The organism is Achromobacter aegrifaciens, assembly GCF_902859735.1.
GTDB lineage: Bacteria > Pseudomonadota > Gammaproteobacteria > Burkholderiales > Burkholderiaceae_B > Achromobacter > Achromobacter aegrifaciens.
The window spans coordinates 80,715-97,444 of sequence record NZ_CADIJY010000007.1 but is presented as its reverse complement, the minus strand read 5'-3'; the positions used below and the strand labels follow the sequence as shown (position 1 = coordinate 97,444).

The following is a 16,730-nucleotide window of genomic DNA, read 5'->3' as shown; positions in this document are numbered from 1 at the left end:
AGTTTCTCAAGTCGGATTGAGACGGCTTTTCCGGCCGCGGAGGATGGCGTGGTTTTCGCGCCCATGCCGGGAATTTTGCCCGGGTTCCCTGCATTTTGGGAGCATTTGATCCTGTCCGACGGGGTAAACTATCCGTCATTCTCCGGGTTTACCCACCCGGGCGCAGTTTTCTCCTCTCTTACCGCCTCAGGAACCCCCCGTCATGTTTGACCGCAACCTCACCTTGTCCAAGGCTGACCCGGACGTTTGGGCCGCCATCCAGAAGGAAGACGTCCGCCAGGAACAGCACATCGAGCTGATCGCCTCGGAGAACTACGCCAGCCCGGCCGTCATGGAAGCCCAGGGCACGCAGCTCACCAACAAGTACGCCGAAGGCTATCCGGGCAAGCGCTACTACGGCGGTTGCGAATACGTGGACGTGGTCGAGCAACTGGCCATCGACCGCCTGAAGCAGATCTTCGGCGCCGAAGCCGCCAACGTGCAGCCCAACTCGGGTTCGCAGGCCAACCAGGGCGTGTACATGGCCGTCCTGAAGCCGGGCGACACCGTGCTGGGCATGAGCCTGGCCGAAGGCGGCCACCTGACGCACGGCGCGTCGGTCAACGCCTCGGGCAAGCTGTACAACTTCATCTCCTACGGCCTGGACGAAAACGAAGTCCTGAACTATGACCAGGTCGAGCAACTGGCCAAGGAGCACAAGCCCAAGCTGATCGTGGCTGGCGCCTCCGCCTACGCCCTGCACATCGACTTCGAGCGCATGGCCCGCATCGCCCGTGAAAACGGCGCGCTGTTCATGGTCGACATCGCCCACTACGCCGGCCTGGTCGCTGGCGGCGCCTACCCCAACCCGGTGCCGCACGCCGACTTCGTCACCTCGACCACGCACAAGTCGCTGCGCGGCCCGCGCGGCGGCGTCATCATGATGAAGGCCGAGCACGAGAAGATCATCAACTCGGCGATCTTCCCCGGCATCCAGGGCGGTCCGCTGATGCACGTCATCGCCGGCAAGGCCGTGGCCTTCAAGGAAGCGCTGGAACCCGCCTTCAAGGACTACGCGCAGCAAGTGGTCAAGAACGCCAAGGTGCTGGCCGACACGCTGGTCAAGCGCGGCCTGCGCATCGTCTCCGGCCGCACCGAAAGCCACGTCATGCTGGTGGACCTGCGTTCCAAGGGCATCACGGGCAAGGAAGCGGAAGCCGTGCTGGGCCAGGCCCACATCACGGTCAACAAGAACGCCATCCCGAACGACCCGGAAAAGCCCTTCGTGACCAGCGGCATCCGCCTGGGCACGCCGGCCATGACCACGCGCGGCTTCACCGAAGCCGAAGCCGAGCTGACCGCCAACCTGATCGCCGACGTGCTGGACAACCCGCGCGACGAAGCCAACATCGCCGCCGTGCGTGCAAAGGTCAACGAACTGACCTCGCGCCTGCCGGTCTACGGCAAGAAGTAAGCGAGCAATCCCTGCGGCGGGCTGTGGCCCGGCCGCAGCGGTCTACCAGGGACGGCCCCGCAAGGCGCCGTCCCTTTGTTTTCGGGCGGCTGGCGCCGCCTGGTAAAAAATACGGGGGCGGATTAGCCCGTATTGGCGCTGGCGGCCGGACGCCTCGTTACAATATGCTCAACTATTGCCCCCTCAGTGCCTTTAGGGATCACACATGCGGTGTCCATTTTGCGGCAATGCCGAAACGCAGGTCGTAGACAGCCGGGTCTCCGAAGAAGGCGACGCCATACGCCGTCGCCGTCGCTGCCTGTCCTGTGACAAACGTTTCACCACCTATGAACGGGTGGAGCTGGCCATGCCCTCCATCGTCAAGCGCAATGGCAGCCGCAGCGACTACGACCCCGGCAAGCTGCGCGCCAGCCTGAGCCTGGCGCTGCGCAAGCGTCCCGTCAGCACGGAAGACGTGGACGCCGCGGTCGCGCGCATCGAAGAGCAGCTGCTGGCCAGCGGGCTGCGTGAAGTGCCCAGCGAACACATAGGCGAGCTCGTGATGAACGAACTGCGCAAGCTCGACAAGGTGGCATACGTGCGCTTCGCTTCGGTCTACAAGAGCTTCGAGGACATCGGCGAATTCGTCGAAGCCATCCGCGAGATGCAAGGGCCGCTGTTGCCGGGCAAGCTGCGCAAGGACTAGCAGGGCTCAGGTTCAACCGATCCGCGGTCGGCTGGCCGCATGGAAGCTGGAAAATGACGGCGCTGCGGCGCCGTCATTGCATGGTGGGAGCCGTACGCGCCAGGCTGGGCGTCAGCGGCTGGAACTTGCGCCAGACGCGGCGCATGTGCTGCGCCGAGCCGAATCCCGACTTTTCGGCCACGCGTTCCAGGTCCAGCCGGGTATCGCGCAGCAGGTCGCGCGCCAGCGCCACGCGTATCTGATACAGGTAGTCCATTGGCGTGCAGCCCGCGTGTTCGCGGAACAGCCGCGTCAGATGGCGCGCGCTGGTGTGTGCCTGGTCCGCCAGCGATTGCGCCGACCAGGGCGCCGCCGGATCACGGATGACCGCGTCCTGCACCCGGTGCACGCCTGGATGCAGGTGGCTGCGATGGTCCAGCCAGGGCGACAGCGTGGAATCCGTGCCGGCGCGCCGTTGGTAGACCACCATGTCGCGCGCCGTTTCGCTGGCCACGCGCGGGCCGCAATGGCGCGACACCATGTGCAGAGCCAAATCGATGCCGGCCGTGATGCCGGCGCTGCTGACCAGTTTGCCGTCTTCGACGAAGATGCGGTTGTCATGCAGCCGCGCGCTCGGGTCAATGCTGGCCAGCTGTTCCAGGCAAGTGTGGTGTGTGGTGCAGTCGCGCTGCCGCGTCAGGCCGGCGGCGGCGGCGAACAGGGCGCCTGCGCACACCGTCATCAGCGTGAAGCCGTCCACCGGATGGCGGGCCGCCAGCCAGTCGATGATGGCGCGCGAGTCGGGGTCGTCCAGGCGCGTGGGCTTGCCCACCACGCCGGAAATGATGACCAGGGCTTCGGGCGGCAGGCTGGCCGGCAGGGCTTGGATATGAGCCAGGTGCAAGCCGGGCAGGCCGCTTTCGACTTCCCGGGACGGACCGCAGAAATGCTGTTCGAAGGCCCCGGGAACCAGCTTGTTGGCGACGCGGAAGGCCTCCGCGGGGCCTGCCACGTCCAGCAGCACGACGCCCCGCGTCAGCACGAAATACACCGGAACCATGCGGCCCTCCGCCAGTGTCAGGCCGCCAGCGCGTCGGCGGCGCGTGCGATGCGGGCAAAACGCCCTTGCAGCACCAGCTCGGTCCGGTCGCGGATCTCGGCCGGCGTGTAATGCTGGCCGGACGGGCTCTGCATGGCAAAGGTCAGGGTGGCGTCCGTGGGGAACACCACCTTGTAGCCGGCGTCGCTGGCGTGGCGCGAGGTGGTTTCGCAGCACTGTTCGGTGCGGATGCCGCTGACGATGATGCCTTCGATGCCGTGCTTCACCAGCCAGTCCTGCAGGCTGGCGCCGTCCGCGTCTTTGGCGTAGAGCGAGGAATGCACGGTCTTGTGGAACACGGCGGTGGGCTCGATGCGCAGTTCCTTGAGCGTCTTGACGTGGCCGGAGGCCATCGAGAAGGGGTTGGCGGGGTCGTTCGACACGCTGGTGTGGAACACCTGCAGCACTGGAATGTCGCGGGCCTGGGCGGCGTCGATCAGGGATTGGATCTGTTCCACGAACGCCGGGTACTCGGCTTCATCCCAAAACGGACGTTGCCGGAAAGAGTCTTGTACGTCGATGACGATCAGTGCTTGTTTCATGGATCGCGCTCCTGGAGGGCGAATTTTAGGGGTGTGCAGCTATTTTTACTGCAATCCGGCGTGGCGGCGAGTGCGGCGAAAGACGGCCATCGGCCTAAAACGGACATTGGCCGCCGCTGCCCCGGTGGACCCGCTGCCGGACCGCCTGCCCGCCCGGCGGCGGACATACAATCCTGGACATGATGATTCCCAGCGACAACGACGACATTTTCTGGATGCGCCGCGCCCTGGCGTTGGCGCAGACCGTCATGTACACCACCGCGCCCAACCCCCGGGTCGGCTGCGTGATCGTGCGCGGCGGACAGGTGCTGGGCGAAGGCGCCACGCAGCCGCCGGGCGGCCCGCACGCGGAAGTCTGCGCCTTGCGCGACGTCCAGGCGCGCGGCGAATCCGTGGAAGGCGCCACGCTTTACGTCACCCTGGAACCCTGCAGCCATTTCGGCCGCACGCCGCCCTGCGTGGACGCTGTGCTTGCGGCCCGGCCGGCGCGGGTCGTGGTGGCCATCGGCGACCCCAATCCGCTGGTCAATGGGCAAGGACTGGCGCGTCTGCGCGATGCCGGGATCGCGGTGACCACGGGCGTTTGCCGCGCGGAGGCGCTGGCCATCAACGCGGGTTTCATCTCGCGCATGAGCCGCGGCCTGCCGTGGGTGTGGATGAAGATGGCGGCCTCGCTGGACGGGCGCAGCGCGCTGCATAACGGCGTCTCGCAATGGATCACCGGACCCGAGGCTCGCGCCGACGGACACCGCTGGCGCGCCCGCGCCTGCGTGGTGCTGACCGGCATGGGCACCGTGCTGAAAGACGATCCGCAGCTCAATGTCAGAGGCGTGGACACGCCCCGCCAGCCGCGCAAGGCGGTAGTGGACGGCCGTTTTGAAATCCCCGAGGACGCGCGGTTGTTCGATGGCGCCGAGGTCATCATCTTCACGGCTCGCGAAGATGCCGCCAAGGCCGCGCGCCTGCAGGCCAGGAACGCCCACGTGGTGCTGCTGCCGGGCGAGGCGCCGGGCCGGGTCGATCTGCCGGCGATGATGCGCTGGCTGGCGCAGGAACAGTTCAACGAGGTCCACGTCGAAGCCGGCGCGGGCCTGAGCGGCGCGCTGGTCGCCGCGGGCTGCGTGGATGAACTGCTGCTGTACCTGGCGCCGGTGCTGCTGGGCGACGCCGCCGGCATGGTCCGCCTGCCCATGCTGGAGCACCTGGACGGCGCCCGCCGCTATGAATTCATCGAGACCGCGCCGGTGGGCGCAGATCTGCGCGTGCGCGCCCGGGTGGCCGACACCTGGAATCAGCTGACGCGGCGGGTGGAGCTGCCTGAGCTGTCTTAGGCGCGGCGCCGGCCCGTGCGCGCCGCGGTGTAGCGCCAGGCCAGGATCGTGGCGGCGCCGCCGGCCAGGGCCAACAACGCGGCCGCCAGCAGCAGGCCGGGATGGTCGCGGCGCAGACGTTCCCACGATTTTCCGGCCTGCGTGTAATGGAACCAGGCAGCCGCCTGGAAATCGGGCGCGGCGCATTCGCGGCCGAAAGAGCCGCTGAACGGCACCTGCGCGCCGTGTTCTATATAGCGGCGGTAGATCGTGGCGGCCAGTTCCGGGGAGTCGTCGATGATGTAGCGGGCGCCCTGGCACAGCACGGCGGCGTAGGCTTGCGAGCGGCGCGGCAGCTCGTCGGACGCGCGCAGCGCATGATTGGCCGCGATCTCGCGGTAGTGGAAGCGGGTGTAGGGCTGCGCTTCGCTGGCGGCATAGCGACGGCGTTCCTCTTCGGTGACAAACGGGCCCGGCAGCGCGGCGGCGGCACGCAAGGCCGGCGTGTCGGGCGTTCCGGCATCGTCATCCTCTGCCTTCCAGCCTGGGACCGCGCTGCGTCCCGCGCCATAACTGGTGTTGCCGCCATAGACCGCAAAATCCGGCTCCTGTTCGTAGCCCATGATCTCCATCCCGTCGCGCCGCGCCAGCCGCGAAGCTTCGTACCAGGCTTGCGCCCGTGATGTGCGGCCCCAGGCGCTCCCGGCACGGCGCAAGGCCGCGCCATACTCCGCGGCGAGCCGGCGGGTTTCCTGCAGACGCACTTCCCACTTGCCGTCGACGCTTTCCAGCGTGGCGTAGCGGGCGTCCGAATCGGCGGGGAAATAGGGCAGCGCCAGCTCGATCGAACCTTCGCGCACCATCCGGCGCGCCAGCAGCAGGCGCAGGCGATCGGATGCGGTGATGGGATGCTGCCTTACCCAGTCGTAGAAATTCTGCGGATCGCGCGGCACGGACCTTGCCGGCGCCGGAGTGGCGGGCGCATGCCGGTCCACATAGGACTTGAGTTCGGCGGTGGTCAGCACGCGCTCAGCGACGTAGGCAGCGTCATTCCAGTACGGGGTGGATAACCAGAAGCCTCCGGCCGGATTGGCCGGATCGTCCTTCACGGTGGCGTGCAGTAGTTGATCCAGCGCCTCGACATACTGGCCGCGCGACAGCGTCAACACGCCTTGTTCGCCCAGCAGGCGCGCCGCGCCGACAGCCTCCAGGCTGCCGTCGGCGCGCGGAAACGCGCGTGCAGCCTGGGCATAGGCCTGGGCCGCCGCCTGCGTATCGCCTTGCCGCAGCGCCAGCTTGGCGCGGACCCACCAGGCCAAGGCCGTGTCCAGCCGCGCGGCCAACGTCTGCGCCAGCTCGTAGCGGCCGATGCGGTAGGCCAGCGCGGCTACGCGGTCGGCGTCCGGCACCTGCTTCAGGTCCTGGGTTTCCAATGCCGCAACCAGCGATTGCAGCGCCGGATTGGGTGTGACGTCATGCCCTTGCGCCGCATCGGCCAACCCCACCTGGCCAGTCGTATCGTAGGCGGCGTACGGATCGCTGGCGCTGTCCGGCCTGCCGTCCACGATGTCGCCGACCCTGGCCAGCGCGTAGGCCACCAGCAGGCGTTGCGCGACTGGATCGTCGATCAGGCGGCGCGTGCGCGCCGGATCTTCCAAGGCCCATTCGGCCAGCATGCGCAGCGATGCATTGCCGCTCACGGAGTCGCGCGCGGCCTGTTCGGCATAGAGGCGCAGCGCATGCTTTAGCGAGGCCGCGGGAATGGCGTCCATGCAGGGCTCGGCATTGACCAGCTCCATATAGCTGCATTGCCCCTGCGGCCCGGCGAGGAACAGGCGCGCCTCCTGGCCGTAGCTGGCAACGGCCAGGCCCAGCGGGTCCGGCGCGCCGTCGCGCGCCAGTTGCCGCACGCGGCCATAGGCTTGTGCCGCAGCCTGCCGCTGCGCCTCGGCGTCGTCAGTGGCTAACTCTGTCTCGTCCCCGATTTCTGCCAGCATATAGGCGGCCCAGACGCTGCGTGGCGCGGCCTGCTGCGCCGGCAACTGGAGAATGGCGCGGTAGCGGGCGCGCGCCTGCCCCAACAGGCGGTCGGTATCCGGCGCTTCGCGGGCGGCATGGGTGTCGACCGCGGCCGCGGCGTAAAGACGCACCGCTTCCGGCAAATCGGCGCCCAGCGCATAGGCCCGGTCGCCATCGGCTTGCGCGCGCATGGCGCGAGCCGTGGTCCGCTGCGCCGGCGTGAGCGCGGGATCGCGGTCTTCCGGCAGGGCGTTTTGCAGGTAGCTGCCGTCCGGCAATTCATAGGCTTCGCGGGCTCGCAGCGCATCGCTGGCGTCCACGAGGCGCGCGGTTTCATAGCTGAAAGCGTTGGCCGGCGTCGCACGCAGCGTAGCCGCGCGGTCGTCGAGCAGCTGGGCGGGGAACTCCGGCCCGCAGGCGATGACGATACCGGCTCCCGTCAGGAGCAGCAGCGCCGCAAGCGATTTACGGTTGTACATGGAAGCTCGTGGGCCCGTTTTCACAGCGTATCCAGCCTATGTTGCGTTGGCCGCCGGCATGCAGCAGGCCATTCTGGGAGCGGCGCAGGAAGGCGCCGCTGGAATCATGTTCGAGGGTATAGCCATTGATGCCGTCGGCCGCGCGGCAAGCGCCTTGCCAGCGGATCGCGAAGGGCAGGGCTGCGTCGGCATTGCCGCCGTTGGCCAGAATCAGGTCTTGCGCGCCGCTGCCGCCTGCTGCGCGCGCCGTGACGGACAGCGCCGGCGACAGGGGCTGGCGCGTCAGTACGGCGCGCCAGGTGGCCAGGCTCCAGGCGCGTTCGTCGCGCGCGGTGGGCAGGCGGAACCAGACGATGCCCGCCAGTCCGCGCGGACGGGCGCGGTGGATCTCATCGATGAAAGCCGCCATGGCTGCCGGGGTGGCCACCAGTTCGCTGGCGCGGCCGCCCGGCAGCAGGGCGGGGCGTTCGCTTTCGACCGCGGCGATGCTGCCGTCGTCGTTCCAGCTTACGCGGCTGCCATAGGTGGCCAACGCCACGCGCCATGGCCGCTGGGTGCGGTCCGCGAACGCCGCCAGCCAGGCGCTTGCGCGCCTGGCATTGAACAGCCCCTGTTCGGGACTCAGCACGGCGTGGACCTGCAACACGGCTTCATCGGGAATCCGCAACAGCGCGTCGAGCCCGGCGCCGCCCAGCCATGTCGGCAGCGCGGTTATCGACAAAGGCAGATCCGGTCCCAGGCCCTGCTTCAAGGTCTCCAGGAACGTCGCATAGGCGGGCAACTTGGAGGTTGGGCAGTCGTAGTCGATTTCGATGCCGGCCAAGCCGATACCCGCGCTTTCCCATGCGCCGCGCGCGGCGTTGATCCGCGCAAGCACTTCCGCGGCGGGCAGCGCATCGGCGCGACCGTCCAGGCGGAAAACCATGATGACGGGACGTTTGGCCGCGGCCAGTGCGGCCAGATCGGGCGCAGCAGTGAACCACCTGCCATCCGGGTTCATTTCCGCTATCAGCACGCGCCATGCCCGCACCACGTCGGCACTGTCGGCCAGCGCCTGGCTGACCGGCGGCGTCCAGACGCGTTGCCAGACATAGGCGTCGGCCGGCAGATCCGCCTGCTTGCCGCAAGCGGCCAGAAGCAGCAGCAAGACGCTGCAAAGCACTGCGCGACAGCGTTTGACGAGGACCTTCATGCGGCGGGTCAAAAATCGGAAAATTATGATGTGGCGATGGCGATGGGCGGACGACAGGAAGCGAACCAAATGCGCGGCGCGTTTCGAATGCGTGATTCTATCGCCGCCGCAAGGGGTATTAGCACTCTGCGTTCGCGGCTGCCAATCGCGCAGACCTCCGTAATCCGTGGCTTGCAGGCGTTTCGCGATGCGCCAGCGCTATCGATATGCCATCAAGTTTGCGCAGGTTTGCGTGGTTGCAGCGCGTGTCTATTGCATGAATTTGAAAGCGCGCGACACGACTATTTTTGGCCTTGCGTTAAATGAATTGCCACAAAAACGTCAATTGGCTTTAGCATAGGCACATGACTTGGCGCCACGCACTGATGGACTACACCGTGCAATGCCACGCGCCCTCGTCACCACGGATCCTCGTGCAGCGTCATCGGTGCTTTTCACAACCGGACTGCACGCTGCTGAACGAAGACGCTACGCGCCGTTCAGACCGTCCGCTGCCATCGCACAGCGGGCGCATCGGGTTTATGCCCGCATCATAAAAATCCCTGGGACATCGCTCTTCCCTTCAAATCATTGCTGAGCATTTCATGTGCGGATGCATCATGCACGCACGCATACAGCGATATGCTGAAGTCGAACGAGTGAACTTATTCACTTAAGTTGCATTCCCTGACGGAACTTGCATCCGAAGAGTGCAGCCTAACTGGAAAGGGCCTGATCATGCCTTTGGTTGATGTGTGGCGAAAGCAACATACCATCCGGCCGACAGTGCTTATCGCGAGATTGTCTAGTAATGCGCGAGCGCTGAGGCACAATGGGGGCAGGTAGGGACGTATTGGATTTTTCGCGTGTTGTAGGAGGTTTCCGTGCAAAACATCGTCGAAGGCTTCAAGTCGCAGTATGCAAGAGAGCAGGAATCGGAACTCTCTCTCGAGGAGTACCTCAACCTCGCCAAAAGCGATCCCATGGCGTACGCCAGCCCCGCAGAACGCATGCTGGCGGCAATAGGCGAACCCGAAGTCGTGGATACGCGCAACGACCCACGTCTTTCCCGTTTGTTTTCCAACCGGACCATCCGACGCTATCCGGCGTTCCAGGAGTTCTACGGCATGGAGGACGTGATCGGACAGATCGTCGCGTTCTTCAAGCACGCCGCGCAGGGACTGGAAGAGCGCAAGCAAATCCTCTATCTGCTGGGCCCGGTGGGCGGCGGCAAGTCGTCCATCGCGGAGCGGCTCAAGTCGCTGATGGAGGCCTATCCCATCTACGCCCTGAAGGGGTCGCCGGTCAACGAATCGCCGCTCGGACTGTTCCACCCGGAACGTTTCGGCGACACGCTTGAAAAGGAATACGGCATCCCGCGGCGCTACCTGAGCGGCATCATGTCGCCCTGGGCCGTGAAGCGCCTGAAGGAGTTCGACGGCGACATCTCGAAGTTCCGCGTCGTGCGCCTGAACCCGTCGGTGCTGCGCCAGATCGCCATCGCCAAGACTGAACCTGGCGACGAGAACAACCAGGACATTTCGTCGCTGGTGGGCAAGGTCGACATCCGCATGCTCGACCGCCACTCGCAGGACGATCCGGATGCCTACAGCTACTCTGGCGGGCTGTGCCTGGCCAACCAGGGGCTGCTTGAATTCGTCGAGATGTTCAAGGCCCCGATCAAGATGCTGCACCCCTTGCTGACGGCAACCCAGGAAGGCAACTTCAAGGGCACCGAAGGCTTTTCCGCGATCCCGTTCAACGGCGCCATCCTGGCCCACTCGAACGAATCGGAATGGCAGACCTTCCGCAACAACAAGCACAACGAGGCGTTCCTCGACCGTATCTACATCGTCAAGGTGCCTTACTGCCTGCAGGTGTCGGAAGAGGTCCGCATCTACGAAAAGCTGCTGCACCACAGTTCGCTGTCGGCGGCGCCATGCGCCCCGGGAACGTTGGACATGATGGCGCAGTTCTCGGTCCTGACGCGCCTGAAGGAACCCGAAAATTCCAGCATCTATTCGAAGCTGCGCGTCTACGACGGCGAAAGCCTGAAGGACGTGGATCCCAAGGCCAAGGCCCTGCAGGAATACAAGGACTATGCCGGCACAGATGAAGGCATGACCGGGGTGTCGACGCGTTTCGCGTACAAGATCCTGTCCAGCGTCTTCAACTACGACCAGACCGAAGTCGCCGCCAACCCGGTGCACCTGATGTACGTGCTCGAGCAGCGGATCGGCCGCGAAGACTACCCCGAGGAAATCCGCCGGCGCTATCTTGAATTCATCAAGGGCTACCTGGCGCCGCGCTACGCGGAATTCATCGGCAAGGAAATCCAGACCGCCTACCTCGAGTCCTATTCGGAATACGGCCAGAACATCTTCGACCGCTACGTGACCTTTGCCGACTGCTGGATCCAGGACGAGGAATTCCGCGACCCGGAAACCGGCGAAAGCTTCGACCGCAGCGCGCTCAACGACGAACTGGAAAAGATCGAGAAGCCGGCCGGCATCGCCAACCCGAAGGACTTCCGCAACGAGATCGTCAACTTCGTGCTGCGGGCGCGCGCCAACAACAACGGCCGCAACCCGACCTGGACCAGCTATGAAAAGCTGCGCGAAGTGATCGAGAAGAAGATGTTCTCGAACACCGAAGACCTGTTGCCGGTGATCTCGTTTAACGCCAAGGCGTCGGCCGAGGACAAGTCCAAGCACCAGAGCTTCGTGGATCGCATGGTTGAAAAGGGCTACACGGAAAAGCAGGTGAGACTGCTGTGCGAGTGGTATCTCCGTGTGAGGAAGTCTTCCTGAGCGAGGTGAATCATGAATTCACTCATCGATCGCCGTCTTAACGGGCGCAATAAAAGCGCCGTCAACCGGGAGCGTTTTCTCCGGCGTTATAAGAACCAGATCCGCAAGGCGGTACATGGGATGATCCGCGACCGCTCCATCCAGGACATGGATCAGGGCGGCGAGATCAACCTGCCCGCCCGCGACATCTCCGAGCCGACCTTCCATCACGGCCAGGGCGGCGACCGCGAGATCGTGCACCCCGGCAACCGCGAGTTTGCCAAGGGAGACACGTTCGACCGGCCGCAAGGCGGGCAGGGGGAAGGCGGCTCCGAGCCGGGCGAAGGCGAATCGGTCGACCAGTTCACCTTCAGCCTGTCGCGGGCGGAATTCCTGAACCTGTTCTTCGAGGACCTGGAACTGCCGCACATGGCGCGCACGCAGCTGGGCGAGGTCAGCCAGAAGAAATGGCAGCGCGCTGGCTACACGACCACGGGCTCGCCCAGCATGCTGAGCATCAGCCGCACGCTCAAGTCTTCGCTGGCGCGCCGCGTATCGCTCGGCGTGAAGGCGCGCGCCGATCTGGAGGATGCCGAGGAGCGCCTGGCCAAGGCGCTGGAAGCGGGCGCTCCCGCCGACGAGATCAAGGCGCTGGAGCAGGACGTCGAAGGTTGCCGCGAACGCCTGGCCCGCGTGCCTTTCCTGGACGACCTGGACCTGCGCTACCGCAACCGGGTGTCGGTGGCCATCCCGATGGCGCGCGCCGTCATGTTCTGCCTGATGGACGTGTCGGGCTCCATGGACGAAAACAAGAAGGACCTGGCCAAGCGCTTCTTTTCGCTGCTTTACCTGTTCCTGTCGCGCAAGTACGAACACGTGGACCTGGTCTTCATCCGCCACACCGACAACGCCGAGGAAGTCGACGAACATACCTTCTTCTACGATCCCAAGAGCGGCGGCACCATCGTGCTGTCGGCGCTGGAACTGATGCGCGAGATCCTGGAGAAGCGCTATCCGCCGACCGCCTGGAACGTGTACGCGGCGCAGGCCAGCGACGGCGACTCGTTCGGCGCCGACGCGGGCAAGAGCGCGCGCTTCCTGGCCGAACATCTGCTGCCGGCCACGCGCTACTTTGCCTACATCGAAGTGCCCGACTCGCAGGAGGCGCGCAAGAGCAGCCTGTGGGCGGAATATGAACAGAAACTGGAGCCGCATTTCGTCATGCGGCGCATCTGCGAACGCGGCGAGATCTTCCCCGTGTTCCATGACCTGTTCAAAAAGGAAACCGCATGAATGCCATCGTGGGAGCGCTCGTGGAACCGGAGGCCGCCGGCAGCGCCCGGCCCATCTCCCAGGGTTCCGAATGGACCTTCGAACTGATTCAGTCCTATGACGACGCGATCTCCAAGGTCGCCGCCGAATACGGACTGGACACGTACCCGAACCAGATCGAGGTAATCACCTCGGAACAGATGCTGGATGCCTATGCGTCGGCCGGTCTGCCTATCGGCTATCCGCACTGGTCGTACGGCAAGGAATTCATCCGCAACGAGCAGTTCTACCGCCGCGGCATGCAGGGGCTGGCGTACGAGATCGTCATCAACTCCAACCCTTGCATCTCCTATCTCATGGAAGAGAACTCCATGACGATGCAGGCGCTGGTGATCGCCCACGCCTGTTACGGCCACAACTCGTTCTTCAAGGGCAATTACCTGTTCCGGCAATGGACCGATGCCGACGGTGTGCTGGACTACCTGGTCTTCGCGCGCAAATACGTCATGTCCTGCGAGGACCGCTATGGCATCGACGCGGTGGAATCCTTGCTCGATTCCTGCCACGCGCTCTCGCACCACGGCGTGGACCGCTACAAGCGCCCCACGCCCATTTCCTACAAGGAAGAGGCCGCGCGCCAGGCCGAACGCCAGGAGCATGCCCGGCTGCAGTACAACGACCTGTGGCGTACCCTGCCGCGCCTGGAGGCCGACAAGGACACCCACGTCGAGGCCTCGGTGTTTCCGCCGGAGCCCGAAGAGAACCTGCTGTACTTCATCGAGAAGTATTCGCCCAAGCTCGCGCCGTGGCAGAAGGAACTGGTGCGCATCGTCCGCAAGGTCGCGCAATACTTCTATCCGCAGACCCAGACCAAGGTCATGAACGAAGGCTGGGCCACGTTCTGGCACTACACCATCCTGAACCGGCTGCATGAAAAAGGCCTGGTCAACGACGGCTTCATGATGGAGTTCCTGCAAAGCCACACCAACGTGGTCAGCCAGCGCGGCTTCGACGAGCGCGGCTACGGCGGCATCAACCCCTATGCGCTGGGCTTTGCCATGATGTCCGACATCCGCCGCATCTGCGAGGCGCCGACGGCCGAGGACCGGCGCTGGTTCCCCGACATCGCCGGCGGCGACTGGCTGAAGACGCTGGACTTCGCCATGCGCAACTTCAAGGACGAATCCTTCATCTCGCAGTACCTGTCGCCCCGCCTGATCCGCGAGTTCCGTTTCTTCGCGATCTCCGACCACCAGGCCAACCCCAAGCTCGAAGTCGCCGCCATCCACGACGACGAAGGCTACCGCGACATCCGCCGCCTGCTGGCTGCGCAACACAACCGCGACAACATGGTGCCGGACATCCAGGTGGTCCGCTTCAACCGCGACTCCGACCGCTCGCTGGTGCTGCGCCACCTGAAGAGCCGCGGCCGCCCGCTGGCGGGCGAGGACGCCGAACAGGTGATGAAGCACCTGGCCCGACTGTGGGGTTTCAGGGTGCGGCTGGAAGAGACCGAGCCGGACGGCACCGTCAGCTCCTACCGGGAACAGGACCCGCCGGCATCAGCCTCCTAGTGGTCGGCCAAAGCAGGGGACGCCGTTGGCGTCCCCTTTTCTTTGTCCGCTTGTCGGCGTTGTGCGAAATCTGCTAGAATCGCGGATTCGCATTTTCTGCAGCGGCTCGCCCGCAGCGAAATCGCAGATAGGACAGGTGGCCGAGTGGTTGAAGGCGCACGCCTGGAAAGCGTGTATACGTCAAAAGCGTATCGGGGGTTCGAATCCCCCTCTGTCCGCCAGGATTCGCACTGCAAAGCAGTACACAAAAAACCCGCAAGCGCTCAAGCCTTGCGGGTTTTTTGCATTTTCGCGGCATAAAAAAACGCCGCCCGGCGTAATTTGCCGGGCGGCGTCTTGGACCGGAACGCTTACGCGCCCACCGGTTTCCCATCAGTGCGCCGCACCACCACCGTAGCCGAGCGCGCATCGCCGCCGCCTGCGCGCAACGTGTTCCACGTCTGATCCGGGTGCTGGATGTTGATGAAGAACGTGGTCAGGTCCGGCGTGTAGGCGATGCCGGTGATTTCGCAGCCCAGCGGGCCGACCAGGAAGCGCTTGGATTCGCCGGTCTTCTGGTCGATGTAGTACATCGAGTTGTTGCCGAAGAAGTCCGTGGTCGAGGCGCTGGTGCCGGCGTCGGTCTGGACCCACAGGCGGCCCTTGGGGTCGACGCGGATGCCGTCGGGGCTGGAGAAGGTGTCGCCGTTGACGTTGCCGGTCAGGTTGGCGGCCACGCCGTCGGCCTTGTCGCGGCCGGCCAGCAGCAGCAGGTCCCACTCGAAGGTGGTGGCCAGGGGCGAGTCGCCGCGCTCGTGCCAGCGGATGATGTGGCCGTGCGAGTTGTTGATGCGCGGGTTGGCGGCGCTGGTGCGCTTGCGGCTGCCGTTGTTGGTCAGCGTGCAGTACACGGTCTTGTCCACGCCCACCGTGATCCATTCCGGGCGGTCCATCAGCGTGGCGCCGGCGACGCGGGCGGCGGCGCCGGTGTTGACCAGCACGTCGGCCTGCGTATTGAAGTTGACGAGCTTGCCGGTGATCACGGTGCCGCTGGCGACCTGCGTGAAGTTGCCGGGATCGGTGGCGCCGGCGGTCAGGTTGTTCTTGCCCACGGTCAGTTCGACCCAGTTGCCGCTGCCGTCGTCATTGAAGCGCGCGGCGTACAGCGTGCCTTCGTCCAGCAGGCCCATGTTGGCGGCGCGGTTGGCGGGATCGTACGGCTTGCTCGGCACGAACTTGTAGATGCAGCCAGGCGTGGTGTCGTCGCCCATGTAGAAAGCAACACGGTTGTTCTCGTCCAGCATGAAGGCCGTGTTTTCATGGCTGAAGCGGCCCATCGCGGTGCGCTTGACGGCGGTCGAATCCGGGTTCTGGGGATCGATTTCCACCACCCAGCCATAGCCTTCGTCGGCCGGCTTGCCGGCGTCGCCGGTCTTGTAGTGGTAGTTGTTGAGCGTTTCTTCGCAGGTCAGGTAGGTGCCCCAGGGCGTGTCGCCGCTGGAACAGTTGTTCAGCGTGCCGACGACGGTGTCGCCCACGACGGACTTGGCCGGGCCGCTGACGTTGTAGACGGTGTTGCCGGTGTAGCGCTTGTTGTAGCGCGAGTCGGTCTTGACGGTCCAGGCGCCGTTGGCGCCGCGGGCGATTTCGATGACGGACACGCCGACGTTGGACAGGCGGGTTTTCACGCCTTCGACGCTCTGGTCCAGGGTCTCGTCGTCCAGCGCTTCATGGTTCAGCACCAGCAGGCCGCCCTGGTTGGGGTCCACGCCGGGCAGGGCATAGAAGTGCATGCCATCGTGCTGGCCGCCGGATTGGGTTTCCGTGGCGGGATAGGACTGCGGCACGCCGGCGTAGCCAGCCGAGCCGATCATGCACTTGTCGCCGGCGGAGTAGAGCACTTCGGCCACGTAGCCTGCGGGAACCGTGACGGTGTCGGCGACGATCTTGTCGGCCAGCGGGGTGAACGTGACGGAATAGTCGGGGCCGGGGGGCGGCTTGGTGCCGCCTTCGCCCGGCTCGTTGCCGGAGGTGTCGTCGTCGTCATCGTCGCTGCCGCCACAGGCGGTCAGCAGGGTCGATGCGCCGAACACGGACAGCATTGACAGGCCGAAGCTGTTCTTCAGCAAAGTGCGGCGCTGGGGATTCGCGGCGACGATTTCGTCGAACATCTGCCCGGGAACGGTGACTTCGTCTTGGGCTTCGCGATAGGGGGCGCGCAATTTATCAGTCAAGTAAGACATTCCAACCTCATAGTGTCGCGATCGAGTCGCTCAATTGTTTGTAAGCAAAACGAAAGCGAGGTTAAAGGTCGGTCGTTACAACGGGGTGACGATAGTGTGAAGTCCTTATGGTTAAGTGGGTAGTCCGCCGCCTGAC

Annotated in this window: 12 protein-coding genes and 1 tRNA gene; 8 read left to right on the top strand and 5 right to left on the bottom strand. The window is 65.0% G+C overall.

All coding sequences use genetic code 11. The features are described from left to right. Positions 1-202 precede the first annotated feature (202 nt). Complete coding sequence (glyA, locus tag HV766_RS20400; RefSeq protein WP_054458401.1) at positions 203-1,453, top strand: serine hydroxymethyltransferase; 1,251 nt, start codon at positions 203-205, stop codon at positions 1,451-1,453. 205 nt (positions 1,454-1,658) lie between these two features. Then, positions 1,659-2,138 carry a transcriptional regulator NrdR gene (gene nrdR, locus HV766_RS20395; protein WP_013391422.1) on the top strand — a complete coding sequence of 160 codons (480 nt, stop codon included), beginning with the start codon at positions 1,659-1,661 and terminating at the stop codon, positions 2,136-2,138. 73 nt (positions 2,139-2,211) lie between these two features. Here nrdR and HV766_RS20390 read toward each other — a convergent pair whose 3' ends face one another. Together HV766_RS20390 and HV766_RS20385 are read right to left on the bottom strand one after the other, a co-directional pair. Then, the gene (locus tag HV766_RS20390; RefSeq protein ID WP_119450702.1) at positions 2,212-3,177 is read right to left on the bottom strand and encodes a GlxA family transcriptional regulator; all 966 of its coding nucleotides are present in this window, start codon (positions 3,175-3,177) and stop codon (positions 2,212-2,214) included. A 17-nt stretch (positions 3,178-3,194) separates the two neighbouring features. Continuing rightward, a complete protein-coding gene (locus tag HV766_RS20385) occupies positions 3,195-3,758 on the bottom strand; it encodes a cysteine hydrolase family protein (RefSeq protein ID WP_054458405.1) in 564 nt (187 codons plus the stop codon). A 179-nt stretch (positions 3,759-3,937) separates the two neighbouring features. Here HV766_RS20385 and ribD point away from each other — a divergent pair, with 179 nt between their 5' ends. Then, on the top strand, positions 3,938-5,089 hold the full coding sequence (ribD, locus tag HV766_RS20380; protein ID WP_367648234.1) for a bifunctional diaminohydroxyphosphoribosylaminopyrimidine deaminase/5-amino-6-(5-phosphoribosylamino)uracil reductase RibD: 1,152 nt from the start codon (positions 3,938-3,940) through the stop codon (positions 5,087-5,089). Here ribD and HV766_RS20375 read toward each other — a convergent pair. Further along, on the bottom strand, positions 5,086-7,566 hold the full coding sequence (locus HV766_RS20375) for a hypothetical protein (RefSeq protein WP_175181748.1): 2,481 nt from the start codon (positions 7,564-7,566) through the stop codon (positions 5,086-5,088). The two genes, ribD and HV766_RS20375, sit on opposite strands and share 4 nt — an antisense overlap. Further along, on the bottom strand, positions 7,553-8,713 hold the full coding sequence (locus HV766_RS20370) for a DUF3142 domain-containing protein (protein ID WP_225591523.1): 1,161 nt from the start codon (positions 8,711-8,713) through the stop codon (positions 7,553-7,555). Before HV766_RS20370 ends, HV766_RS20375 begins: the two co-directional genes overlap by 14 nt. Before the next feature lie 232 nt (positions 8,714-8,945). Here HV766_RS20370 and HV766_RS20365 point away from each other — a divergent pair, with 232 nt between their 5' ends. The 5 genes from HV766_RS20365 to HV766_RS20345 all read left to right on the top strand — a co-directional run bounded on the left by HV766_RS20365 (position 8,946) and on the right by HV766_RS20345 (position 14,593). Then, positions 8,946-9,098, top strand: a complete 153-nt coding sequence (locus HV766_RS20365) for a hypothetical protein (protein WP_156337471.1) — start codon at positions 8,946-8,948, stop codon at positions 9,096-9,098. A gap of 532 nt (positions 9,099-9,630) precedes the next feature. Then, a complete protein-coding gene (locus HV766_RS20360; RefSeq protein WP_370127010.1) occupies positions 9,631-11,547 on the top strand; it encodes a PrkA family serine protein kinase in 1,917 nt (638 codons plus the stop codon). Between the two features lie 12 nt (positions 11,548-11,559). Then, complete coding sequence (locus HV766_RS20355; RefSeq protein WP_054458415.1) at positions 11,560-12,819, top strand: YeaH/YhbH family protein; 1,260 nt, start codon at positions 11,560-11,562, stop codon at positions 12,817-12,819. Next, a complete protein-coding gene (locus HV766_RS20350) occupies positions 12,816-14,372 on the top strand; it encodes a SpoVR family protein (RefSeq protein ID WP_082401331.1) in 1,557 nt (518 codons plus the stop codon). The genes HV766_RS20355 and HV766_RS20350 overlap by 4 nt, the downstream gene beginning before the upstream one ends. Before the next feature lie 130 nt (positions 14,373-14,502). Then, positions 14,503-14,593, top strand: a tRNA-Ser gene (locus HV766_RS20345). A gap of 129 nt (positions 14,594-14,722) precedes the next feature. Here the strand turns inward: HV766_RS20345 and HV766_RS20340 are convergent. Further along, on the bottom strand, positions 14,723-16,594 hold the full coding sequence (locus HV766_RS20340; RefSeq protein ID WP_175181746.1) for a PhoX family protein: 1,872 nt from the start codon (positions 16,592-16,594) through the stop codon (positions 14,723-14,725). Positions 16,595-16,730 lie beyond the last annotated feature (136 nt).